This is a genomic window from Clostridium sp. TF11-13AC (genome assembly GCF_003481065.1).
Classification (GTDB): Bacteria; Bacillota; Clostridia; order Lachnospirales; family Lachnospiraceae; genus Otoolea; species Otoolea fessa.
Genome location: NZ_QUKJ01000001.1, coordinates 324,134 through 349,363, shown reverse-complemented (window position 1 = coordinate 349,363; position 25,230 = coordinate 324,134). Strand labels below are relative to the sequence as shown.

At 50.9% G+C, this 25,230-nt stretch carries 18 protein-coding genes; 3 read left to right on the top strand and 15 right to left on the bottom strand.

Annotated features, from left to right (window positions below):
* Positions 1 to 77: 77 nt before the first annotated feature.
* Complete coding sequence (locus DXD12_RS01515; RefSeq protein WP_118637108.1) at positions 78 to 1,457, top strand: MATE family efflux transporter; 1,380 nt, start codon at positions 78 to 80, stop codon at positions 1,455 to 1,457.
* Between the two features lie 177 nt (positions 1,458 to 1,634).
* On the opposite strand, the gene DXD12_RS15745 is transcribed toward DXD12_RS01515, so the two are convergent.
* The 5 genes from DXD12_RS15745 to secG form a co-directional block, all read right to left on the bottom strand.
* Positions 1,635 to 1,763 carry a hypothetical protein gene (locus DXD12_RS15745; protein ID WP_265104141.1) on the bottom strand — a complete coding sequence of 43 codons (129 nt, stop codon included), beginning with the start codon at positions 1,761 to 1,763 and terminating at the stop codon, positions 1,635 to 1,637.
* On the bottom strand, positions 1,760 to 3,352 hold the full coding sequence (hcp, locus tag DXD12_RS01505; RefSeq protein WP_182457001.1) for a hydroxylamine reductase: 1,593 nt from the start codon (positions 3,350 to 3,352) through the stop codon (positions 1,760 to 1,762). The genes DXD12_RS15745 and hcp overlap by 4 nt, the downstream gene beginning before the upstream one ends.
* Positions 3,353 to 3,637: 285 nt before the next feature.
* A complete protein-coding gene (gene smpB / locus DXD12_RS01500; RefSeq protein ID WP_022358767.1) occupies positions 3,638 to 4,102 on the bottom strand; it encodes an SsrA-binding protein SmpB in 465 nt (154 codons plus the stop codon).
* A gap of 49 nt (positions 4,103 to 4,151) precedes the next feature.
* A complete protein-coding gene (rnr, locus tag DXD12_RS01495) occupies positions 4,152 to 6,257 on the bottom strand; it encodes a ribonuclease R (RefSeq protein ID WP_118637502.1) in 2,106 nt (701 codons plus the stop codon).
* Positions 6,258 to 6,978: 721 nt separating this feature from the next.
* Positions 6,979 to 7,215 (bottom strand): preprotein translocase subunit SecG, encoded by a 237-nt coding sequence (gene secG / locus DXD12_RS01490; protein WP_107000428.1) that lies wholly within the window; start codon positions 7,213 to 7,215, stop codon positions 6,979 to 6,981.
* A gap of 250 nt (positions 7,216 to 7,465) precedes the next feature.
* Here secG and DXD12_RS01485 point away from each other — a divergent pair, with 250 nt between their 5' ends.
* On the top strand, positions 7,466 to 9,181 hold the full coding sequence (locus DXD12_RS01485; RefSeq protein ID WP_243105323.1) for a CvpA family protein: 1,716 nt from the start codon (positions 7,466 to 7,468) through the stop codon (positions 9,179 to 9,181).
* 7 nt (positions 9,182 to 9,188) lie between these two features.
* Positions 9,189 to 10,199, top strand: a complete 1,011-nt coding sequence (locus tag DXD12_RS01480; RefSeq protein WP_118637104.1) for a nucleoid-associated protein — start codon at positions 9,189 to 9,191, stop codon at positions 10,197 to 10,199.
* A gap of 67 nt (positions 10,200 to 10,266) precedes the next feature.
* Here DXD12_RS01480 and DXD12_RS01475 read toward each other — a convergent pair whose 3' ends face one another.
* The 10 genes from DXD12_RS01475 to DXD12_RS01430 all read right to left on the bottom strand — a co-directional run bounded on the left by DXD12_RS01475 (position 10,267) and on the right by DXD12_RS01430 (position 25,224).
* On the bottom strand, positions 10,267 to 10,995 hold the full coding sequence (locus tag DXD12_RS01475; RefSeq protein ID WP_118524054.1) for a histidine phosphatase family protein: 729 nt from the start codon (positions 10,993 to 10,995) through the stop codon (positions 10,267 to 10,269).
* An 85-nt stretch (positions 10,996 to 11,080) separates the two neighbouring features.
* Positions 11,081 to 11,893: a hypothetical protein gene (locus tag DXD12_RS01470; protein ID WP_118637102.1), complete on the bottom strand. Its 813-nt coding sequence runs from the start codon at positions 11,891 to 11,893 to the stop codon at positions 11,081 to 11,083.
* Complete coding sequence (locus DXD12_RS01465) at positions 11,890 to 13,110, bottom strand: DUF5716 family protein (RefSeq protein WP_118637100.1); 1,221 nt, start codon at positions 13,108 to 13,110, stop codon at positions 11,890 to 11,892. The genes DXD12_RS01470 and DXD12_RS01465 overlap by 4 nt, the downstream gene beginning before the upstream one ends.
* Positions 13,111 to 13,137: 27 nt before the next feature.
* Entirely contained in the window at positions 13,138 to 16,716 is a 3,579-nt protein-coding gene (locus tag DXD12_RS01460) for a DUF5717 family protein (RefSeq protein WP_118637500.1), read from the bottom strand.
* A 256-nt stretch (positions 16,717 to 16,972) separates the two neighbouring features.
* Complete coding sequence (locus DXD12_RS01455; protein ID WP_118637098.1) at positions 16,973 to 21,856, bottom strand: prepilin-type N-terminal cleavage/methylation domain-containing protein; 4,884 nt, start codon at positions 21,854 to 21,856, stop codon at positions 16,973 to 16,975.
* A gap of 81 nt (positions 21,857 to 21,937) precedes the next feature.
* Complete coding sequence (locus DXD12_RS01450; RefSeq protein WP_117795685.1) at positions 21,938 to 22,609, bottom strand: type II secretion system protein; 672 nt, start codon at positions 22,607 to 22,609, stop codon at positions 21,938 to 21,940.
* An 11-nt stretch (positions 22,610 to 22,620) separates the two neighbouring features.
* Positions 22,621 to 23,046, bottom strand: coding sequence for a hypothetical protein (locus DXD12_RS01445; RefSeq protein WP_147341923.1), 426 nt, complete (start codon positions 23,044 to 23,046; stop codon positions 22,621 to 22,623).
* Positions 23,036 to 23,899, bottom strand: coding sequence for a hypothetical protein (locus tag DXD12_RS01440; protein ID WP_117795689.1), 864 nt, complete (start codon positions 23,897 to 23,899; stop codon positions 23,036 to 23,038). The genes DXD12_RS01445 and DXD12_RS01440 overlap by 11 nt, the downstream gene beginning before the upstream one ends.
* A 3-nt stretch (positions 23,900 to 23,902) precedes the next feature.
* The gene (locus DXD12_RS01435) at positions 23,903 to 24,598 is read right to left on the bottom strand and encodes a hypothetical protein (RefSeq protein WP_118472854.1); all 696 of its coding nucleotides are present in this window, start codon (positions 24,596 to 24,598) and stop codon (positions 23,903 to 23,905) included.
* Complete coding sequence (locus tag DXD12_RS01430) at positions 24,595 to 25,224, bottom strand: hypothetical protein (protein ID WP_118637096.1); 630 nt, start codon at positions 25,222 to 25,224, stop codon at positions 24,595 to 24,597. The genes DXD12_RS01435 and DXD12_RS01430 overlap by 4 nt, the downstream gene beginning before the upstream one ends.
* Positions 25,225 to 25,230 lie beyond the last annotated feature (6 nt).

Sequence of the window (25,230 nt, the reverse complement as noted above, 5' to 3'; positions counted from 1 at the left end):
ACTTTCTCTCTGGACAAATTTCTTTTTCCTTATTATAATATCAGATTGTATCCAAACGCAAGAAAAAAGGAGTTTGTATGAGTGCTTCCAATACACAGAACGATTTTTCCAAAGGAAGTATCGTTAAAAATATCATGAATCTCGCGATCCCGATGACGTTGGCGCAGCTTATCAATGTCCTGTACAACATCGTTGACCGCATCTACATCGGACGCATACCCGATCATGCCACCCTATCTTTGACCGGCATCGGGCTTTCGCTGCCGATCATCACGCTCGTCATCGCATTTGCCAACCTGTTTGGCATGGGCGGCGCGCCGCTCTGCTCAATTGAGCGCGGACGCGGGGATATCAAAGAAGCCGAGGCGATCATGGGAAATTCCTTCTCCATGATGGTTATTTCCGGTGTGCTTCTGACCGTACTCTGCCTGATATTCCGCAAACCAATGCTGTATCTGTTCGGAGCCAGCGACGCTACTTATCCATATGCGGACGCCTACATTACAATCTATCTGCTCGGCAGCCTGTTCGTGATGGTCGGACTCGGCATGAACTCGTTCATCAATTCACAGGGATTCGGGCGCATCGGCATGATGACCGTCCTTTTGGGCGCTGCCGCCAATATCCTGCTCGACCCGATTTTTATCTTTATGCTTCACATGGGAATCCGCGGCGCGGCGCTCGCCACCATCCTGTCGCAGCTTCTCTCTGCCATCTGGATTCTGCGGTTTTTAACCAGTGACAAAACAATTCTGAAACTGAGACGTTCTTCGATGCGCCTTTCCGCACGGAGGGCCCGGAAAATCGTCGGACTCGGTCTGTCCGGTTTCACGATGGCGATCACCAACTGCACCGTCCAGATCATGTGCAACGCAACCTTACAGGTATACGGCGGCGATCTCTACGTCGGTGTTATGACCGTTATCAACTCCATCCGTGAAATTGCAACTCTTCCGGTAACCGGCGTTACCCACAGCGCTCAGCCGGTGCTCGGTTTCAATTATGGGGCAAAAGAATACGGCCGCGTTAAAAAGGCAATCGTCTTTACCTCTTTTATTGCAATTTTATATACGACCGGTATCTGGCTGATCGTCGATGGTTTCCCAGCATTCTTTATCCGCATTTTTAATCAGGATGCAGAACTCATTGCGGCAGGTATTCCGGCGATCCGCTTATACTTTTTCGGATTCTTTATGATGTCGCTCCAATTCTCCGGACAGTCGATTTTCGTCGGTCTGGGCGAATCCAAAAAAGCGATCTTTTTCTCTATTTTCCGAAAAGTAATTATCGTTGTTCCGCTGACTCTCCTGCTGCCAGGTATGTTTGGAATGGGAACCAACGGCGTATTCGCCGCCGAACCAATTTCCAACTTTATCGGCGGAATTGCCTGCTTTGGAACGATGCTTTTTACCATCTGGCGGAAATTGACGAAACTGCAAAAACAGGAGGCAGTTTAAAATATATCGCACAAGCCTGTAAATAAAAAGCAGCTGTAAAACAGATATTTCTTTGAATTTCTTTATCTGTTTTATAGCTGCCTTTTTATTTATACTTTTTTGCGGCGGTTCTGCGTCCTTATTATATTATCACGACTTCTTTTTATCTATTTCCTTTTTCATCGAATATCCGCTTAATTATTCCGTTGTCTCATACGCATACAGAATCGTCCGAGCATTGTCAAATTCATAGCTGCACGTTACAAAAGAATAGAGACGTACAATTGTCCCCTCGATCGGGGCTTTTGCACTCGCGCCCAATATCATCTGTGCAGATCCTCCTCCGGTGTGCTGATCGGTGCAATGTTATAATTTTCCACCAGATACTGCAGCACATTCGGAGAGATAAATGCCGGAAGGGACGGTCCGAGGAGAATATTTTTGATCCCCAGATGAAGCAGTGTCAGCAGGATACACACTGCTTTCTGCTCATACCAGGAGAGCACCATGGAAAGCGGCAGATCGTTGACACCGCAGTCAAATGCTTCTGCCAGTGCCACCGCAACCTTGATGGCGCTGTAAGCGTCGTTGCACTGTCCCATATCCATTATTCTCGGAAGACCGCCAATCGTACCCAGATCCAGATCATTGAACCGGTATTTGCCGCAGGCAAGGGTCAGAACAATGCTGTCTGCCGGTGTCTGCTTTACAAATTCGGTATAATAATTGCGTCCCGGCTTGGCACCGTCACATCCGCCGACCAGGAAGAAATGTTTGATGGCTCCCGATTTAACGGCATCGATGACCGTATCCGCCACTGAAAGAACCGCATGGTGGGAAAATCCAGTCATGACTGTTTTGCCGCCGTTTATGCCTGTAAAATGCATATCCTCAGGATAACCACCCAATGAAAGTGCCTTTTCAATAACCGGCGTAAAATCTCTCTCTTTGCCGATGTGTACCATTTCCGGATAGGATACGACTTCCGTCGTAAACACCCGGTCGGCATAGCTCTTTTTCGGAGGCATCAGGCAGTTCGTCGTAAAGAGAACCGGAGCCGGAATATCTGCAAATTCCTTCTGCTGGTTCTGCCATGCCGTGCCGAAATTGCCCTTCAGGTGAGGATACTTTTTCAGTTCCGGATAAGCGTGCGCCGGAAGCATTTCACCGTGAGTGTAGATGTTGATGCCCTTATCTTTCGTCTGCTCAAGGAGCTGTTTTAAATCGTATAAATCATGGCCGCTGATAACGATAAACGGGCCTTTCTCCACGGTCAGAGGCACCTGCGTCGGAACAGGATTTCCATAAGATTCGGTGTTGGCCCGATCCAGAAGCGCCATGCACTTGAGGTTGATTTCACCCACTTCCAGGACAATCGGAAGCAGCTCGTCCATGCCCCAGTCATCCATGCCGATCGCAAAGAGTGCCTTAAAAAAGAAGCGATTAATCGTGTCATCGGTATATCCCAGAACGGCCGCGTGGTAAGCATACGCCGCAATGCCGCGAATTCCGAACAAAATCAGCGATTTCAGAGAACGGACATCCTCGCCTGCCTCCCAGAGATTATTCATATCATAATTGTTATTTTTGCCGCAAGAGACCGTGCACACGAAACAATCAGGCACCAGGCGTTCTCTCTCTTTTTCAACCCGCCGGATCAATTCAGTGATGGTGTCATTGTTAAAATTCACATTTGTTACCGTGGTAAACAATCCTTCCAATACAAGTCTGCTGGTATCCCCGGTAATCAGGTATTCATTGCCTTCCGTCGCTCTTGCAAGGCCAATCAGCGCACCCGTCAGCTTATCCTGCAGCCTGGCGGTGTCCGCTCTCTTGCCGCACACACCGGCACTGCCGGTACAGGCCGTACAGCCTGCCGTCTGCTCACACTGGTAACAAAACATTTTCCGCTCCATACTTTATAACTCCTTTTCGTTGTTCTGCAATCAACTGCCATTATTTCTAACCTGCGGCACCCTCACGTTCAAGAACACATTCGCGCACTTCCAGGCTACCGGCTTTTTGTCTTTCTTAGCTTTACAAGCGTATTATAAAAAAACACCGGCAGAAATTCAGTTGTTTTTACAACGAAACAGAAATTTAAGTTCAAAAGAATATTTAGCCGTAAAAATACCGACCTCCAATCGTTAGATTTTTAGGTCTAACATTTGGAAGTCGGTACATAGATGGAATCTTTTCTTTTATTTTTGTCTCGCCTTAAACGCCCGGTCAATCTCCCGCTTCGCGTCCTTTTTCGCCAGATCGTCTCTCTTATCATACAACTTCTTACCGCGTGCCAGACCAATCTCCACTTTTACGAGACTTCCCTTAAAATACACCTGCAGCGGCACCAGCGTATATCCTTTTTCTTTGATCTTTGACATCAGGCGGCGGATCTCCAGTTTGTGGAGAAGGAGTTTCCGCACACGCAGCGGATCTTTGTTAAAAATGTTTCCCTTCTCATACGGGCTGATATGCATGCCGAATACATACACCTGACCATCGCTCTCGATCTTGATAAATGCTTCCTTGATGCTGCATTTACCCATACGGATCGATTTGACCTCGGTACCGAATAACTCGATCCCGGCTTCGAATTTATCATCGATAAAATAATCATGGTAGGCTTTCTTATTGTTCGCCACCATCTTGATTCCTGCTCCCATTTTAATTCCTCTTTCCCTCTCTACTTTTTACATCTTATTTTACAATCTCCTACTTCCAATACACCGCCGGCATAAAATCAATCGTCCTCGCATACCGGTCGCAGGCCGTCACGCGGACGCGGATGGTCTGACCGAGCTTGTACGTCTTTCTAGTCATCTCTCCGACCAGCTCATAGTGTGCTTCGTCAAATACGAAATAGTCGCCGCGCAGTTCATTGACATGAACTAATCCTTCAACCGTGTTCGGCAGCTCAACATAGAAGCCCCAGTTGGTGACACCGGAAATGACTCCCTCGAATTCTTCTCCGATGTAATGTTCCATGTACTGGACTTTCTTCATCTTATCGGTTTCGCGCTCGGCTTCGTCAGCGCGGCGCTCCAGGGCCGAGGTCTGGACTGCCACTTCCGGCAGGATTTTCTCAAAATGGGCGGTTTTTCGCGCATCCATATTGCCGTGCAAGCACTCTTTGATGATCCGGTGGATCTGCAGATCCGGGTAACGACGGATAGGGGAAGTGAAATGGGTATAATATTTCGCCGCCAATCCAAAATGACCGGAGTTCAAGGTCGAATATTTCGCCTGTTTCATGGAGCGCAGCGTCAGACGGCTGAGCAATGCCTCCTCCGGCGTGCCCTCGATCTTTTCAAGCAGCTTTTGCAGCTCTTTCGGGTGGACTTCGCCGCCCGGCATCCGCAATGTATATCCAAAGTTGTTGATGAACGTGCCGAGTTTCGCCATCTTCTCCTCATCCGGTTTCTCATGGATTCGGTAGAGGAACGGCATTTCCTGCCAATAATAGTCCTCGGCTACCGTCTCATTTGCCATCAGCATGAAATCCTCGATAAGCTTCGTCGCCGCGTTGCGCTCATACGGCTTGATCTCGATCGGGCGTCCTTTGGCGTCGAGTAAAATCTTGCTCTCTGGAAAGTCGAAGTCGATCGCACCGCGCTCCTGGCGTCTCTTTCGGAGAAGCTGCGAAAGTTCTTTCATTTGCAGGAATAAATCCACAAATTCCTTATATTTCTCCTTTGTCTCTGCATCATCATCCGTGATGATCGCATTGACCGCCGTATACGTCATCCGGCGATCGACGCGGATCAATGTCTCTGCAATCTCATGTCCGATCACGACGCCTTTGTCATTGATTTCCATGATACAGCTCAGCGCCAGGCGATCCTCGCCCTGATTCAGGGAACAGATACCGTTTGAAAGTTTATGCGGCAGCATCGGAATGACGCGATCGGTCAGATACACGCTCGTTCCGCGCTTTAATGCCTCGCGGTCAAGCGGGCTGCCCTCGCGGACATAATGGGTCACATCCGCAATGTGTACACCGAGCCGGTAGCCCTGCTCCGTCTTTTCCAGCGTGATCGCATCATCGAGATCCTTCGCTTCCTCACCATCGATCGTGACTGTCGGCAGCTCACGCAGATCCTTGCGTCCCGCCTTGTCCTCCTCGCGGACGGCATCCGGGATCTCTTCAAGCTGTGCCATGACCTCCGGCGAAAATTCTTCCGGCAGACCGTATGCTTTCACGATGGATAAAATATCGACTCCCGGATCGTTCATATGTCCGAGAATGCTGGTGATCACGCCCTCCGGCTTCTTATCCGGGCTGTTTCCGTAATCCTTGATCTTCACGATGACCTTATGACCGGTCACTGCGCCCGCGTCACACCCCTGCGGGATGAAAATGTCGCGTGAAATCCGTGGATTGTCCGGGATCACAAAGCCGAAACCGCCGTTTTTCTCATACAGACCGACCAGCTCCTGATTAGCGTGCTCCAGGATCCGCACGATACTTCCCTCAGCTCTGCGTCCGCCGTCGCTCTCCTGCTCAATCACAACCAGCACCTTATCGCCGTGCATCGCGCCCTTTGTTTTTTCACGCGGAACGAACACATCCTGCTCACGTCCCTCGATTGTCACGAAACCGAAGCCCTTCGGGTGTCCCGAATAAATACCTGCCTCTGAAAATGTCTCCGGGCGTCCCAGCTTGCCCTTGCGGGACATGCTGATTTTTCCCTCTTCCAGCAGATGATCGATAACCCGCTGCAGCTCCCGGCGCTGTTCCTTCGGAATATTTAAAAGAAGTGCCAGCTCCTTCAGCTTCATCGGCACGTATGCCGGTTCATTCATGACATCCTGAATCATCTTGCAGCGGCGGGTAAACTCCTCCTCGGAAGCGCCAATATCCTCACACTTCTTCTCGCCGCGCTTTTCGCGCTTCTTATCCATCTCACGCTCAAACTTCCGATCACGGTCTTTCTTTCCCGCTTTATCCTTTTTCCGGCGCACCGATTCCTCTTTCGGACCTTTCGCACGCTCCGGCTTTTTCTTCTTTTTTCCGTACCTCTCTTCCCACTCGCCGATCAACCCATCCCCGTCAATCTGGCGCTGTACGCTGCTCTCCCGGCTTTCTCCGGACATTTTCTCTTCCCGCGCTTCTTCTTTCCGCATCGCAAACCGCTGTTCTGCATTCTTCCGGATCCTCTCCAGCATCTCGTCCGAGAGCTTCATCTCCGTCTGCTGACGTTTTTCAAACGCCTCTCTTTCTCTCCTGCGATTTTCCGGCATTTTCTGTCCTTCCTCTTTCTGTGAAGCTGCCGCACTCTGCATCTGCGCCTGGCGCTTCTGCTGTTTTGCGTATTTCTGAGCCTCGCTTCTCTTTATTTTTCCCATGATTTTATCAAATATGTTCAAATCTATCTCACTTCTCTTTCTTAATTCACATTCTCGCGCCATTTCCTATGAAAAAAAGCTGCCACGTCCAGCGCTCTCTGCCTCTCACCCCTGCATCTGCTCGGAAACCACCGGCAAATATCAGATTCAGGAAACAGATCCCGCTGCCACGCGACAGCCTCTTAAAGGTTCCTTACAGGAATTTCAAATTCAAAACTAATGCAAGGATCAGCCACAGAATTGCAGCATATTTGGTCAGCTTCTCCAGCTTTCCTTCCATAGAACGGCTTTTATTTCTGCCCCAGTAGCTGTCAGCCATACCGCCGATGGAACCGGACAGACCTGCCGATTTGCCCTCCTGCAGTAGGATTACCGCCGACAGGAATACACAGATAATAATAAATATGATCGTAAGGATCGTCTTGATCATCTTCGCACCTCCTGAATAAACATAGTAATCATAGCATATTTTCGGCGGAAGGACAACTGTTTTTTTCCCGACTTCAACCCGGGAATTTGCCGTATTTAAATGCGAAGCCACGGCAAATTCCGTTACCGGGCTTGATTTTATCTCCCGTCGTGCGATACAATAGAGTTCTATCACATTTACAATCAGCGAAATCCTTTTTTTCATGGGAACAGCTATTTTTTATCATAAAACGAGTCAGGAGGGTTCTATTTTGAAAAAATTCACTTCGGCGTTTGGGCGTCTGTTTCTCTCTGCCGTCCTTATTTTTCTGGTGTTCTACACCATGATGCCCGCCATCAATCTACACGATCAGGATTTCATCGTATTCCTGATTATCTGCATTCTGATTGTACTGGCAGTCAACTTTATGGAAAGCATTCTCATATTCCTGAAAACAGTGCAGCAAAACCGCGGCGTCGAGGTCGTGCGCGATCCTGTGACCGGACGGATGGTTCTGCGGCGCAAGTACGCCAACGTCTCCGGCAGTCCGTTTGCCGGTTTTAAGGCGATGGGACGCCCGTGCAAATATGGCATGATCGCGATCGCTGTCCTGATCTTCTTTTCCCTGATCGCCTCGGCGGCGGGCATCCAGCTTTTTAATGCGTCCCGCTACCGCGATCTGATCACCGTTACCGAGGGCGATTTTGCCTCAGATGTCGCAGAGCTTGGCATGTCGCAGATCCCGGTCGTTGATAAGGATACCGCCTCCCGGCTCGGAAGCAAAAAGCTCGGTGAGATGACCGACCTGGTCTCCCAGTTTGAGATTCAGGAAAATTACACACAGATCAACTACAAGGGGACACCGTACCGCGTGACGCCTTTGCGCTATGCCGACCCGATCAAATGGCTTTACAACCAGAAGAAGGGACTTCCGGCATACATTGCTGTCAATATGGTCGATCAGAATACCGATCTCGTCTGGCTGTCCTCCGGCATGAAGTATTCCACCAGTGAATATTTCTTCCGCAATATCAACCGCTACATCCGTTTCTGCTACCCGACACGGATGTTTGAGACGGTCTCCTTCGAGATCGACGACGATGGAAACCCCTACTGGGTGGCGCCGACCATCGCCTACCGGATCGGCTGGTGGAACGGCAAGGACATCGACGGCGCGATCCTCGTCAATGCTGAGACCGGCGAATCTAAGTGGTACGCCAAAGCGGATGTCCCGCAGTGGATCGACCAGCTCTATGATTCGAACCTCATCATGGAACAGCTCGACGACAACGGCAGATTCCAGAATGGTTATTTAAACTCTATCTTCGGTCAGCGCGGCGTGCGTCGGACGACCTACGGCTACAACTATCTCGCCATCGACGACGATGTGTGGCTGTACACCGGCATGAGCTCTGTAACCTCAGATGAGTCGAACATTGGCTTCGTCCTCGTCAACCTGCGGACGAAAGAAACGAAATTTTACACCGTTCCGGGCGCCACCGAGCTCGCCGCAATGGATTCCGCGCGCGGACAGGTGCAGCACTTAAATTACAGTGCGACCTTCCCGCTTCTCTTAAATATTTCCGGACGACCGGCATATTTCATTTCCCTGAAAGATGATGCAGGGCTTGTGAAAATGTATGCGTTCGTCGATGTCGCGCAGTACCAGATCGTCGGCACCGGACAGACGATCGATGAGGCAAAGCGCAATTACCGTGAGACGCTGGGACAGGAGGAAATCGAAGATCCAACTGCCAAGGAACCGGCGGCAAGCGAAACTGTCTCCGGCACGGTCGAGGCGATCGAGAATGTCGTCGTTTCCGGTAACACCTACTACTATTTCACGCTGACCGATGACCGCACCGACAGCGTCTACACCGCTGCGATCACCGTTTCCGAGCGGCTTCCGTTCGTGCAGGCGGGCGACTCCGTTTCCTTTGAGTGCGTCGAGAATGGTTCTACAAAAGAAGTTATAACCTGGAGGTAAGATAACATTGAAAAGTGAAGATATGATTTTAAAGGCAGCCATCGTACACATCCTCGATTCTTCGGTGGGAATCCCGGTTCTCTCCGACCAGAGCATGGAGGTCGGACCCGATTTTTCCGACTTCCTGAAAGCGCATATCGAGAAAATAACGGAAAGTGACGATGTCAAGCACTGTACATTTGCAGAAGAATCCGAGGTCAAAGAGCTGCTGCAAAACTGCACCCCGGACAATTTCGTCGAGACGAGCAAACAGCTCGCCGAGCGCCTCTACGACATCATGAATGCGAATATTGACATTCCAGCCGCCGATGTGGCGATGACCGTGTTCGGCTGCAAGGGCAAGGATTATCTGGCATTCTTAAAGATGAACTACAAGACCTCCTACACGCATCAGACCAGGGAAACGGACGGCGGCAACAGCAACGAGATCATTTTACAGCGCGCACTGCTTCCGGGACAGGGACAGCGCCTCTCCGAGGCGTTTGTCCTCGATCTCTCCGACGGCTCCCTGATTCTGGCTGAGAAAAAATATGAGGTCAACGGCGAAAAATGCTTCTATTTCTCCGAGCTCTTCCTCGAATGCCGCGCCCCGCTCTCCCAGAAATCCAAGCTCGACATCGTCACCCGCGCCGTCGATCAGGTTGCCAAAAAATATTACGGCGACGAGGATGCACAGAAAAAGATGGAAATCAAAGACATTATCTGTAATGAATTAGAGGAACAGGGCGAAATCAAGGTGTCCGAACTGCGCGAAAAAGTATTTCCCGGCAGCCCGGAGATGCTCGAGGAGCTGGATGAAAAACTCGACCGCTACAACCTCTCCTACGAGACGGTCGCGCCGAAAAATGAGCAGACGATCAAGAAATTCCAGAAACAGAAGCTGTACACTGACACCGGCATCGAGATCACGATCCCGATGAAAGAATACAGAAATCCCGACCATGTGGAGTTTATTACCAACATGGACGGGACAATCTCGGTGTTGATTAAAAATATTGGGATGCTGAGCAGTAAATAGCCTCTCACACAAAATCTATTTATCGGCTGATTCAAACGATTGCGATACATAATAACAGAAACATCCATCAGTCATGCCGTTGATCAAACCGTGTATACACCTCACAGAACCGCGCCGCAAACGACGGCTCGCGTCCACCCGCATACAGATGGGAAACATCCCCAAAACGGCTCATGCGGAAGGATGCAACGCCGGAGCGGCGCTCTTCTGTATAGAGCACCGTCACCGACGACGGTGCCGCACAGGTTCCGTGCCAGAGCTGCATCGGAGAGATATTTAAGAGATGGGAAAGCAGGACGCACTCGACGCCAAAATGACAGAATAACACAATCGTGTCCTCATTCGGTGCCACGGCTCGGTAAAACAATCCGTTTCTCTCATATCCGTGCTGGCTGAGCAGCCGGTCAAGCTCTCCAGTCACCCAGTCGTACTCTTCCTTTACATGGGCGTTCCGAAAGACTTCTGTTTCATGCCAGTGATCCTTATCAAAATACTTCGGCTCCGCCATCCACGCATCCGGCAGCCAGTCCCAGACACAATGCCCGGAATCCTTTCCCGGATGTACCGCCTGCGGGGCAAATTCACGCAGCCAGCTGCAGGTTTCTGCCGTGCGGCAGGCTTTTTTTAAGGTCAGGGACGCCGTGTCCTTCGCACGCCCCAGCGGCGATACATAATAAGCCGCCACCGGAATCGGCGCCAGACGGTCTGCCAGAAGCTTTGCTTCCTCCCAGCCAGCCGGGGTCAGGGAATCAATTGAGTAATCAGGATCCGCATGGCGGACAATCAGAAGGCGCATAGGAAAACTCCTTTCGTAAAGAAATGTTACAAAACCCAAAAGCGCGGTGCTCATGACCAAGGGATGTATCTGGGCGCGGGAAAAATTAGAGCATCTTCCGATACTCCTGCTTCCACCCATTTAAAAGTTCTCCCGCACTCTCCATCCGCCGGACCGGATTGCGGTCAAACATCGTCTCGACCATGCGGACATTCCCGCACTTCTCCGCAGTCTGATTCGCCTCGTCGAGTTCCCGTTTCCAGATCTCCTTCTGTTCCGGCGTCATCGCAGCCGCATGCCGCTCCTTAAGCTCCAGCTTCGGGTCAATCAAGGCAAGCTGGTACAGATGCTTCAGCATCTCTGGGCTCTTGTCGAAATTGTACGCCATTTCATAAGCGGTAAACGCTTTCTCAAACCAGAAAATCCCGGCATACGCCGCCCCGATATTGTTCCAGATCTTCGCGGTAAATTCGTCCGTCAGCGATTTGACCCGCCAGTCCTCCAGAATCCGGTTGTAGTAATAGATCGCCGTCCCAAACTGCCGCAGGCGGAAATAGTAATCCGCCATCTCCTTCCGGAACTCCGCCGCATTCATTTTGCGAAATGCCGCCAATTTCTGGCGGTATGCCGCAATCTCCTTTGCCGTATAATAACAGCACTCCTGCAGAATCACGATCGGCAGCTCGTCCTGGCTCTCGCCGCTCCGCTGCCATGCCTCCAGTTTGCCTGCCAGAAACGAAAGTCCCAGCTCCGAACGGATAAACTCAATCAGGCGGTCATCCACAAATCCATCCAGCACCAGAAGCGGATTCTGATAAATGACATAACACAGCTCCTGCGACGATGCGATATGGACGCCCAGCCGTTCTATGTAAAAAGGATGTAGAACCGGCTCCTGCCGGCAAAGTATCAGACTCATAATGAAACCTCTTGTTTAATCATCCGGTTTGTCGCCGGAAATAATTCTCCAAATCCCAAATCACGTATCATGACGATCATCCTGTCTTCCCCGGTAAATCCAAATGCCATCTCGATCCGGGTCGTCCGGTCCGGGCGTTTCGGGAATCCCTCAAGCGGAATCTTCACCGTCTTCTTTTTGCGCGGTTCCAGCGGCTGGAGTGAAAATTCCACCTCCGGCGTGCCCGACACAATAAATTCCGCCGTCATTTTCGTCTCATACCAGCTGTCCCCGGCGGATGCCAGCACCAGCTGTCCCTCTTTTTCACGCTCCTGAATCTTTAAGGAAACCGTTGTTTTCAGCCGCCCCTCACAGATACAGGTAAAATGGTACGCACTATGTGCCTCACAGAGATCTTCCGAGCGGATCAGCGCCCCTCGGGTAAATACATCCATCTCCGCAAATACACGGCGCCGTTTGCAGATCTGCTGCATAAAATCTGACGCCCAGTCCGTCTGTGCAAATCCCCTGCCTGTCAGGATGATCGCTGAAAACAGGCGCTTCTGCAGCAGCCGTTCCGCACAGGAGGAAAGAATCCGGTCTGCCATCTGGATGCCCGCGTCGCTGTCCAGCACATTTAAGTGAAACGACTCCTCCAGTTCCTCCTGATCCGCGACCACCTGCATCTGGCGCAGCCCGCGCTGCACTCTCAATTCATAATAATGAAGACCATTCTCCGAAAGTTCAAACATTCCCACCTGGTTGCTCCAGACTTCCCGTTTCTGGCTCATCACGTAATATACAAAGCTCTCCGCGTGACTGATCACATGCACCCGGCTCCGGTCGATTTCCAGAAAATCGGCACAATACATCAGGCAGTCCAGCAGCTTTACCTCAAGCTTTGGCACCGTGATCACCAGGTTTTCTATCTCTTCTTTTCCGGACGCCTGTCTGGGAATCGCAAGCACCTGTTTCAGGAACATTTTCAGCAGATATAAGCCCTCGTAGCGGACGCCGTCGATCGTAGCGGTGCCGTCCTTCATCGCCAGGGAAAGCAGCTTATCTTCCACCACCATGCCCTCTAACGCGCCCCCGGCACTCTCCTCTGCCACCCGCCAGACGTCCGAATCCGGTTCTTTTCCGATCCGGGTCGGAACCGACCAGATCGTCTCCTGACCCTGACAGGATATATGTGTGCATGAATCACACAGATCCATGCCAATTATAAGTCCATTCATCTATCGTTTGTCCGTCTGTCCCTTTCCTCAGGCGATCGGGAAAAGTGCGCTTACCGCCGCATCTCTCTTCTGGTACTCCCGCATCTTTTCCCGAAGCGCCGTCTCGTTATTTACTTTTAAAGAAAGACTCATCTCATTGAGCGCCGCAAACCGGCTTTCCCGGCTGCGCCCCGGAATCTCCCGGCAGGAAATCTCTCCCTTTTCTTTCGTCTTCCGGACGCCGTCCTCTTCCTCTTCGATCTGATATTCCAGCGTCTCGCCCTCAAAAATCACCTTTTCACGGATGTAAATATCCCGGTAAACGAGACGCATTTCCTCATAGTGGAACTCTTCCTCCTGCGGCAGAATCCGCAGCCGCAGATACGGGCGCACCGCCCGGTTTCCGTGATACTCGATGATTTCTTTATCTAAAATATTGCCCGGGATATGGATAAACCGCGCCAGATCCTTAAAATAGGCAAAAATCATGCCCGCATCTAAAAGCACATCCACCACCGACTGGCACAGGCGCCGCTGTTCCTCCGAAAGCTCCGGCAGCGTCGCATAATACTTTGTCAGCGCCAGCAGATAAATATCCGGGATCCGCTCCCGATCAGAGCTTCCCTGCACAGCACCCTCCAAAAATGCGAACACCTTGTCGTCCGTCGGACGGTTTTCCAGAAAATATTCCACGCTCTTGACCGTGAAATACGCGCGCACGATATTTTCCCCTGTTTTCTTGCGTGACGCATAAAGCTCGAACACCCGGTCTAACTTTGCTGTATTGCCGGTAAAGAGCATCTGCGCTACCAGCCGTTCCTCCAGATCGTACGTCTCCACCCGGAGCCGCAGCCCCTGCATCAGGACGCGGTACATCTGATCCACCGTACCGTTGAAATGTTCGCAGAGATAATCGAGAATCACACTGTCCGGCTTCTCGTGTTCAAAGACATACCAGGTCAGATAAAGCAGGTGGTCATCCCGGTCAAAGAGATTTTGAAGCAGCATTCTCCCGCAAAGCCGCAGCAGCAGATTGACCGGCAGACCTTCCAGACCATACCGGCACACCATCTCATACGCCTCGCTGAAATGCCCGCACCGGATCAGCGTCCCGCAGACGCCGTTTCTCTCATCCCGCGTCAGCTGATCCTTGTCAAGGCTCAGAAGGTAGGAAACACTTCCATCCTTTTTCGCATCCTCAATCCCATCCGCCATCCTCTTATAATACCGCACGATCGCTGACAGCACCTTTGCCCTAAACAGCGGGTGCAGCTCCATCTTCTGATCCGCGTGCTCCAAAAGGATCGCATCGTCCCCGGTCAGCACCTCCTTGCGGCAGGCTTTTGCACACGCATTCATAAAGAGGAACGGATGCATCGGATTCATTTCAAAACAGGTCTGTAAAAGTTCCTCCATATCCGTAAATACCGGCTGGATGGCGCAATTTACCCGCGCATACCGCGTCTCATTTTCATCCTGGAATAGGACCAGATCGCGCTCCGAAAACAGCGGCACATACGCCGTACCCTCGTTCAGCACATACGCGTCCTCCGTCATCTGCTCCTCATGGCGCACCACCACGTATTTCATCGCCGGTTCCCGGCATTCTACCCGGCAGGATTTCAAAATCCCCGGCAGGACACGCGCCATCTGCGTATCGATCAGTTCCGGATAGATCAATTTCCGGTACAGGACCGCCAGGGCACCGTCTATCCGTTCCTTGAAAAGCTGATCCACCGCAAACTCTTCCATCGCCCGCTCGTACATCCGGTAAATATCCGAATCCGGCGTTCCATATGTAAGAAGGTTCGCATAAAGCTTCGCCAGTGACCCCGCATCCAAATTTGCCGAATACGAAAAGTATAAAAATACCTCACGCGACATCAGGCGGTCATAATTCTCCGGCATCGCATATAAATAATATTCATACAGGCGCGTCAGACTCAAATCTGCCTCCAGCGCCCGGCTATACCATTCAAAACAGGCTGTCTCCCGGCAGTCTCCCCGGATCAGCATTGCACAGAGCGCCTCCAGAATCTCCGTCTCCGGATACAGCCCGTAAAGTTCCGTCAAAAGGCGTCTGTAAAACTCCCGGTACGAACGGGACGCACGCATCACCCGGACCGCCGCCAGTGCCAGCTCGCGGCTGATAATTTTCCGGCGTGCCCCATAGTACAGGGCATGAAGCTCAAAATTGCCCGCATTGTCTAAAAGGATCGGATCACTCTCCAGAAGTTTCAGTCCCGCCGCATAGAGGAATGGGCTGTGACAGCCATCCTTAAACTCCTGCTCCATGCTGATCAGCACCGTAACCGGATTTTTCTGCAATTCCTCATCCAGACGCAGAAGCATCAGATAATAAAACAGGCTGCTGCCCGTCTCCTCCGACGCATACTGCTGCAACAGGCGGATCAAAGTGTCCTTCTGCTCGGCATTGCCGGTCAGCGTCACGTACAGATAGCGGTACAGGCAGTTAAGCTTCCGGTCGCCCGATATTTTAAGCGCCGCTGAATCCTGCAGCTCCTTTAAAATCGTCTGCGCTTTCTCGCGCCGATCAGTCAAAAGGTATAATTCCGCCTGCAAAAGCCGCAGTCCCGCGTCATAGTGCGTCATTTTCATCAGATCCAGCTCCCGCTGCATCTGGTGAACCGCCTCCGTGCCGCCGATCCCATTTTCATACGCCAGACGGGCAGTCAGATAATTTCCAAGCTCTTTCTGGAATGACATATGTGCCCGGTCACATCCGCCCGCATCGGCAGCCGATGCCTCGATCGGGATCCGCACGGTTTCTCTGGCAGTGTGAATCAGGACGGCACCGAAATTCTTTCCGGCATGCAGCCGTTCCGCCAGAATCCGTACCGGAAGACGGAGCAGACCATCTTCAAAATCCGCCCGCGTCGCACTCTTCTTTGGCAAATGGAGGAACTCGCCGTCTGCCGTCACCTCCAGGTACACACTGCCCCAGTTATCCATCCGGATCTCGATCGTGTCCTCGGCATTCTCAGCCAGCTCGGCATATACGCGCGCCCTGCCCGGAATCGTCAGACCGACCGGCTTTTTCACGCCCAGTCCAACCAGAAATTCTTCCATAAAATTTGCACGGCTGCCGTGCCCCTTCAGGCCGTCATAGAGTGCCCGCACATGCAGATCCTGCATAAACGGCACTTCCACAAAATCCGGGTACTCCAAAAGCCGGAGCGCCGTCTCCATATCATTTTCCGCGACGTGCAGAAAATCTTCCGCCGTTTTCAGATCACCCAAAGTCTTCCCGGCGTCTGCCACCTCGACGTGAAACTCATACGGAATCTCCTCTTCCCCGCAGTTTGTCACCAGATAAAAAGAACCCGTGATCGTGTCGCCTGCCGTCAGGAACGAGGTGTCCACTTCATATACGATCCGGCACCGGAGTCCGCCAAACGAATTGTTATCCCCTGGAATCCGCACCCGCAGGTTCGAGGAATACACAAATCCCTTCACACTTAATCCATTTTCGCTCCCGATCCATAAATTTCTCTGCATCAGGGTATTCATCCGCAGCGTCTCGTCTATCTTTTCAGGCGACCAGGTCATCTTCGGCTGTTCCGAATCGATGATTCCCTTCGCCAGCCGGTTAATTCTCTCTTTCATTCCTACCACCTGCCGTTTCATTATCCTGTCCCGGTAACTGCTTCCTCTTTCCACAGCTCCGTCGGTTCGAAATCTCGTATCTTATATCATACCATATTTTGTCTGCATTTACATCAGGGAATTGGAGAATTTCGCTGATTGCCCATCCGGCATTTTTATAAAAACAAGCGCTATCCTGCCTGCCGGACAAAAATTTGATGGTTCCGCCCGATATGTAGAATAGCGCCTGTTTCCAGTTTTAATCGTTTTCTATTTTTTATTCTTCCCAGTCGCCTACATACAGGCGTGCAGCGGTCTGCCCGGCTGCTGGTTCGTAGATCGTCCAAATTGGATATGGATATGCTTTCCCTTGCAGAGAATCATCTATTACAATCGTCTGATCAACGCCATTTGTGCCTGTTTTGGAGGACAGGTCAGCGGCACTCGTCCTAGTAATACTGGAATAGCTGCCCTTTACAGAGCTGCCGTCCACATAAGGTACACCGATGATTGCGTCGCTTAGCTTTGGCAGATACCAGCATTCTTCCGGGACCGAAAGAATGTGGGCGTCCGGCCACCACCACCAGATATCGTTCAACAGGCCAATATAGTGTCCAAGGAACATTGAGGTTCCAGCCGCTTTCACACTTCCTGTTGTGTAGCAGTTCGATAGAACCAGTTTTGCAGAATCATATTTTCCAAATAAACCACCTGCGATGGCATTAGATGTATTCGTTACACACACGTCCGCTGCACTGAAACTCTGTATTACCGAAATCGGACCATTCATCCATCCCACGAGGCCTCCGGCACACCAGCTGCCTGACACATTCTTTCTATCTGACAGCACTTCCGCACCACTTTCTGTATAACCGTAAGAGCAGTTCCGTCCGCCGACATAACTGTTTTTAATGCTGAATTCTTTCCCGGCAGTTCCGCCATTCTGGTTGTTTTTCAGATATCCATACAAACCTCCGGCGGTTCCAGTTGTATCCACATACCCAGAGAAGAAGCTGTTTTCCAACTTCATCTGACCAGAGCTCTCGGCAAAGCCGACCAGACCTCCACTAGCATCGGTTCCCTGTATCCGTGCATTTTTTCCTGAAACATATACGTGATTCATCACTAAATCACTTACTTTTGCTTCCCCGATCAAGCCTCCGGTTTTTCCTCCACTTATTTGCAGCGTCGGTGCATCTACAACTACATGTTCGAGTGTCAGATTGCCATTATTCGTGCTTCCAACCACCGCGCCTGTTGCCATAGTTCCAGAAATCCGGGACTTTTCTCCATATATATGGATATTTTTAATCGTTAAATAGCTGTCCGCCGAAGTGCCTGCCTGTGCCACCAGCCCTGCTGTATTCTGCCCCCAACAGGAAATGTCCGGATCCTTCAGATTCAGGTTTGATATCGTCAGATGATCCGTCTTCTGAAACAAAGCTGCACCATTCCAGGCAACAGGAGTTATCTTTAACCCTGCAATCGTATAGCATTCACCCAGTTTTGCTTTTTCTTTCTCATCCACTTCCGCATTATAAGAGATAATATCCGGGTTGTTAATCGGCCAGAAACTTCCACCTTCATACTTGGAATTTCCCGGACTGTAGATCGTCATATTTCCGTACGCAGCTTCCACCTCTTTGCAATACGCTTCCGTCTGTGAGGTAATCGAATCATCCTCCTGCCAGAGAATATTATCAGTCTGGATAACCCGTGTAATCTTTAATCCCCCATAGTCTTTTCCGCAGAAATTCAGATTCTGCAGATGACGCCCATTGGCAACCTTAACCGTATAGGTATCCGTTCCATCACCATTGGGTTCAATTACATCGGCAAAACAACTGTTGAACTTGTATGAGAGACTTGTATTTTCTGTCGGTGGATAGCCATCCTCGCTCAATTTTACGATAACATTTTCTCCATTTATGTAACCGCCCGGCTGATAACCTCCCCAGGTACCCAGACTACAGAAATTTCCACCCTCGCGTGATAAATCATCCAGATAGAAACGCAATTTCAACTTTTTCTCTTCCGTTATGCCTATTTCAAAACGATTTACCCTGTTTTTGTCGGCAAATCTCGTCCAACTGCCATTTGCCTCATTTTCTACACAGCTGGCAGCTTTCTCTTCCGTATCTACAAAGCAAAATTTTGATCCCATTCTCAGAGTATTTTCCTGCAAATCACCCGTATTGACTTGGAGAACATACCACATCGTTTTACCGCTCAATTCGCCGGTAATCGAAAATATCAGATGTATTCTCTGATTTTCTTCAAGGGGAGCCGGAGAGACATAATCGATATACAGCCTGTTTCCAGTATGCAGCGCCTCTTCGTTCTCTTCCTTGTCCCAGTCCCCGACATGGTTATTCAGAAACCAGGAAAATCCCTTTGAAGCGTTCTGCGCAGCAAGTTTTTCCGCTACTTTCTGGATCGTCGGCATGGGATAAATCGGTATCTCTGCTTTCTTTAATTCTGGATCATAGGGATATGTATTCTCGCTGTCTGCACCCGTTCCCTCAGCACCAAACAGTTCTGAAAGTTCTTCTGCGTATGCGAGCACATATTTCTCATTCACCTTACTGCACACATAACAGCCCGGATAAACTGATTTTTTGTTTGTTCCCGTACCGCTCGTCTCCGACGGCAGCATTCCATCCGTTCTATTTGCATAATCATAGAACGCAACAAACGCAGGTGCTTTCAGCGCCGGATTCTCTGTTTCATTCGCTGCCGTTCCGCTTCCATCCTCCGTTTCATCCGATTTTTCCTCAGCCGTCGGCGAATACACCGACGCCGACACATATGTATTCGCTATCTGACTGTCTGCCGGAAGCTGTGCGGCGAGACCTCCTGCGAATCCGCCGGTATATGCCGCTACATTATAACGTCCGGTAAGATTCTCAAAGGCTGCATTGGCATTTGCCCCATTCCCCGGTTTCTGGGATGTGTCAAACTTCTTGTTTGCTGTATGACCGCCGACATAACAGCTCTGAATCTGCACCGTGGGACCGCTTGCGGCGGCTGCAGTTGATGCTTTCTCAACAGTTCCGACCAGACCGCCGGCGTACATGCCTTCCACATAGAGTGCCGCTGCGCTGTCGGTCAGAGAAATTTCCCCCTTTGCCGTGCCGATCAGGCTGCCCGCCGTTCCCTTTAAAGCGCGGATCCGGTATTTGCTTTCTTCCTCCTGCTTCAGATCTGCCGCTTTTTCTGTGCTGCTTCCCAGCTTATCACGGAAATGGTTCTCCGCCAGCGCATCCTGGACGGTCAGAGTGACGCCCTCAAATGTGCCCACCAACGCACCGGCAGAAGCGCCGGTCTGCTCTGCCTGTACCTGCGGATATTCAATCTGCACATTTTTAATTTTCACCGTTGCCAGATTCGTAGTTCCCCGGGAATCCGTTCCCGGCGTCACCGCACCAATCAAAGCGCCTGCACTCGCCTTCGTCCGGACCACCGGCTGGCAGATCAGCAGGTTTTTAACACTCATATCCTGTGTTACCGTTCCAAACAGTCCGCCCGTCCCATCTACTGCTGTGATTGAACTTGCCGCCGTTTTTCCTACCTGCAGACCATCGATCCGGTATGTATTTCCCTGATAGTCCAGTGGATACGGCAGACTAAGCGGAAGATAGCTTCCCGCCTCCGTGGTATATGCCTGTGCCGTCGGGTTCGTCCGATCTGCATTCATTTGATCCGTCACCCGGTAGGCAATCGAGATGGTTTCCGCATTCTGATTCAAAAAATTCGAGCCAAATGCCGTATGCAGCTTCGCCACATGTCCGCAGTAACCGCTCTCGTCCGCAATGTTTTCTCCCGCTTTCCAGGTCAGATCACTATTCTGCATCGCCGTAACCGTTTTGGATGTAGTCACCGCCCCAGTGTACAGCTGATCCGGATCCCAGCCTGAAACCCGCTCATCCAGATTTTCCAGATGGCGGAAGCTGCCAATCTCCGCGCTTCGGTCCGTACTGATCGATGCAAAGAGGCTGCTGCCGGATTCTATATTGCTCGTCTTAACCTGCGAAAGCGCTTCATTGTTGAAAACCTGCGCGTACACAAAGATATTTTCGCCCGGAATAAAGGAGGCAAAACCTCTTTCATCCTGCTGAAATATCATATCCGTCTGTGCCGGCTGGTTGAAATCCATAAATTTGAATCCTGTACTTGTGCCCGTGCCGGCTGGTGCCGCTATGTCATCCAGAATGACCTGATACGTTCCATCCGAATTGCCCGAAGCTCCGGACACCTTCGCCACACGCGCCGAGCGGCTGGTTCCCGGGGGATTGATCTCGATGTATCCGGTTGTACCGCTCTTTTCTCCCTTTACAAACAGACTCAGTGAATGTTCATTTTTATTCGGATCCTCAATTTCCGCATATAAAATATCATCATTCACCAGTTTCACTGTCGGCGCCTCGAATTCCTCCACCGGCAGTTCCGGGACTTCCAGATTTCCTGATGCGTAATATCCGATCGGCAGTTTCTGATCCTTATAATTGGAGTTAGCTCCCGTAAACCGCTCCCGTTTTCCGGCATCAGACGCCGCCGCCAGAAGTGCCTCGCTTCCGATATCCGTCTGCACAAACTGATAATGATCCGAATACCACACCTCGCGGACCAATCCTGCCTCCGGGTCATAGAAAATAAGATAGCTCCCGTCTGCACGGACGGTCTCATCAATCGATCCAAACGGAAGAAGGCGCTGTCGGATCTCCTCGGTCACATTCGCAGACACCAGCGCTGCCTCACCGCCAGACTCTTCTTGTTCCGATTCAGGCTGCCCTGCCTGTTTTTCCGGCACATAGAGAACCGCGTAGATATTTCCCTCTTTCTCCTCCGCCAGCACTGTATTTTCTACCGAAATTCCCAGCTTTGCCTGCTTTTGATCGTCTGAAAATTCCCCCTGTGCCTCCATATGGAGCAGACGCGGAATCGTTCCACTGGAGACCTCCAGTGTCAGATGATTCTGCGCCGCCAGAAAGATCTCCTTCGCCGTCTGATCCATCTCCAGACGGCGGAGCTTTCTTTGGTAATGAATCACCGCAACAAAAGAAAGACTGGCAAGAATACCGACAATCGCAATCACCGTCAAAAATTCCGCCAGCGTAAACGCCGCCCTTCTCTTCTGTTTGTTCTGTCTCTTCTGCTCCATCTGTCCTCGTTCCTCTTTTTATTGTAACTGTTCAGTACCTTCACAGTCACGCGCAGACCTGCTGAACAGTTAGTTTTTATTTTATTTCTGATCCAGGTTGACTGCACGCACGGTCAGGTTAATCGGCTTTACCACCGCTTTCCGGGAAGTTCCCATCGTATCTTTTTTCCGGTAGATCGCCAGATTTTGAACCGTAAAGCATGCTGTCTCCTCCGAATAGGTATAGCCGTCAAATGCCGTATAGTATTCATCCGAAATCGCCGCCTGCGTCAGCAAAGATATCTTATTATACGCATCATCGTAAGTATAATCCCCATACCATTTTTCAATGCCCGTGCCAGACCAGTCTGTCGCACTGAAGTGCAGCCACAGGTGGCTGTTTCCACTCCGCAAAAGAGGTGTTACCAATTCTCCTGTTGCGGAAGTCCCGGCAGAATTTTTCACTTCCAGCGCATTCGCAAATTCATCGGTCATCAGCTGCGCCGTGAGCGACAGCGCCTGCTCTGCATCTGCCTGTTCCTGCGTCCTCTGGTAAACATTTTTTACCATCATCACGCCGCCTCCAAGCACCGTGCCGATCATACCGAGAATCACAATCGCCGCCAGAAGCTCCGTCAGCGTCATACCGTTCTGTGACCGGAGTTTTTTCTGACATACTGAAAAGAGCTTCCGGTGACCCTTGGATGCCGTCTGTTTCTGCTGCCTGCAATGCCTATTTCTGCATCTGCGGCATTCACATCTCTCCTGTCCCATCTCTGTCTCCTCTATCGGTATCTGTAAAGCAGCTCTTGTAAGTTTACCTCTTCCTCTTCTGCATCCGAATCAGCCTGGCTCACATACAGCACGATGGGATACTGTCCCGTCCGGTAATTCGTCTGTGTGCCTGTCTGGTAGGCATTTGACGCCAGGCTTTTCTTCATGCCGCCGGTTCCAGATGCCTCCAGCTCCAGAACATATCTGCCCGACGCCTGTTTCGCTGTCCGGTTGTTCTCCAGCTGATTGCGGCTGTCATAATAGCTCGCCATCTGCTCTTCGCCCTGCCGCAGCATCCTGCCGGACGCCAGAAATGCACTCAGAAACATCGTCATTCCCAGAGCAATCACAAGAACCGATATCAGTACCTCTGTCAGTGTCTCGCCCGTATTGGCACGCAGCTTTCTTCCAGCTGCCCATTTCATTCTACTTATCATTCTGCAGCAGCTCCTTCTCTATTGTTCCGTTCTGCCAGCGGATCGTCGTAATGATGGTCGTCGTCGTGATCGTGTAGGAATCGTCGTCGTCCGATTCGTCGTCATCGCCCCGTACTGTGACCGTCTTATGCTCGGAGCTATGTGCTGCTTCCAGCTCCAGCCGTTTCTCGCACCGCTCTTCCTTCCTGTCATCCGCCGTTACTGTATCTGAGATAACCGCCTTGATTTTATAATCATCCGCCATCCACAGACGTACACTGGTCTTTAACGGGTCAATCGTGTCCCCGGTCGTTCCGTCTTTCTTCACTGACAGGGTAAAATCTTTGTACGCCATTTCTTCCTCCGACGCATCGTCCCCGTCTGCCAGCTTCCGATACTCATTATTTCTATAAATATCCACGATCAGTGAATCGAGAATCGCGCTATTCCCACTCTCTGGGCTTGACAAACCCGAATCCGTTCCATAGAACTTCTGCCACGACGCCTCATTATCCGTGTTTTTCCAGCTGCCGACGTAGTAGCAGTAAAAATCATCCTTATCGTTTTCCTCGTCTTCCCGGCTGTCATGCACGATCACTTCCTTGATCTTGACTATATTTTCCGTCTTCTGCAGTTCATCCCGCAGAAATACCGCCGCCGAGTCCACCGCATACCGCTTCTGATCTTCTCCCGGAAGATTCCGGATCTTACCAGCCGATGCAGAGGCGGACGCCAGAATGATCGACGCGCCCACCCCGCAAAACACAAAAAACAGGAGCGCCGCCATCAAGCTGGCGCCATCCTGATTTTTCATACAGCTGAAAACCCGCTTCCAGATTTCCGGGTGTTTTTCACTGTTCTCTGCTTTTTTCATGCTTTATTCTCCCAGCGCCGCCTCTGCCGCTGTCTCAAGGTCCGAACGCTGCAGGTTCGACACATCCGCATTCGCCAGTCCCGACGGTGCCTGCGTTTCCTCCGGTTCCAGATCCAGACCTTCTTCTGATTCCGCATCGTATCGGGTCTCAAAATAAGTCAGCTGGAACGTCACTGCTACCGGGTGGATGCGGATATCCTTTAACTCTTCATCTTCCAGATCTTCATCATCTTGAATGCTCAGATCCTCGATCAGGCAGCGGTATGATCCTTCCACTACCTCATGAAGCATCGAAACAGCGTGATCAAACGAATCTGCCGTAAAAGAAATATTCATCGCACGCCGGATCTGCATCCCATCCACCTTCGGTTCCGAATACTGGAAGCTGAAATTATACGCATCTGCAAAAATGCGGTTCAGCTCTTCCGTCTCTTCCTTAAAATGATTGTAAGCCGGAACCATCGGCGCATTGGATGCCTTATTTTCCTCTATCTCCTTCTTCATCTGCTGGATCTGCTTCGACTTCACCTGCTCCATCTGGATCTGTGCCTCCAGATCCGTCGTATCCGCCGCCTGGATCCGCCTCTGCACCGGAAGATAGAATCCGGCATAGTAGCCCGCCGCGATCAATATGATTACAAACAGAAGCAGTACAATCTTCTGCGTTCTTGATAAGATATATTTCTTTAACGAATTCATTGTTTTTCTCCGTCCTCTTCTGGTACGTTAAAAAATACAGTCATCGACACGCCCACCGGTTTGGAAGCCGCAAGAACCCGCTCCTCCCCCTCTTTCTGAACCGTCTCTTCCAGAGACGCCGTCACATAGCGTGCATCCGGATCCGCCTCCGCATCGCGAACCAGCTCCGGAAAGGAGGAACCATTGGGAATTCTTCCCTCTAATGCCATCTGATCGGAGGTGATCGAAACCGTCGAAACGGCCGTCAGCGGGAAAATCTGTGATTTCAGCGAATCCAACATCTTTCTCCGGTCTGGAAGCTGTCTCTCTTCCTCATTCAGGTACCCATTTCCATAATGTGCGTATTCCGCCTGAACCTCACTGTACACCTCGTTGGACTTCTGAAGCGCCGAAAGCTGCTGCTCAGTCGCCGCATAGACTGCCTCCGCCTGGTCTGCCTTTCTCAGAAGACGCACCACGCCAAACTGCGAAAACCCATAAACTAGTCCCATAAATACGACAAACACACCCAGTTCTGCCGCTATCTTTCCTTTTTTAACCTGCTTCTGATACAGATTGATCCGTCGTTTTTTCGGATATTTCGAACCGCCAATCTGCATATTCGCGATTGATTTTAAATCAGCCACCGCTCT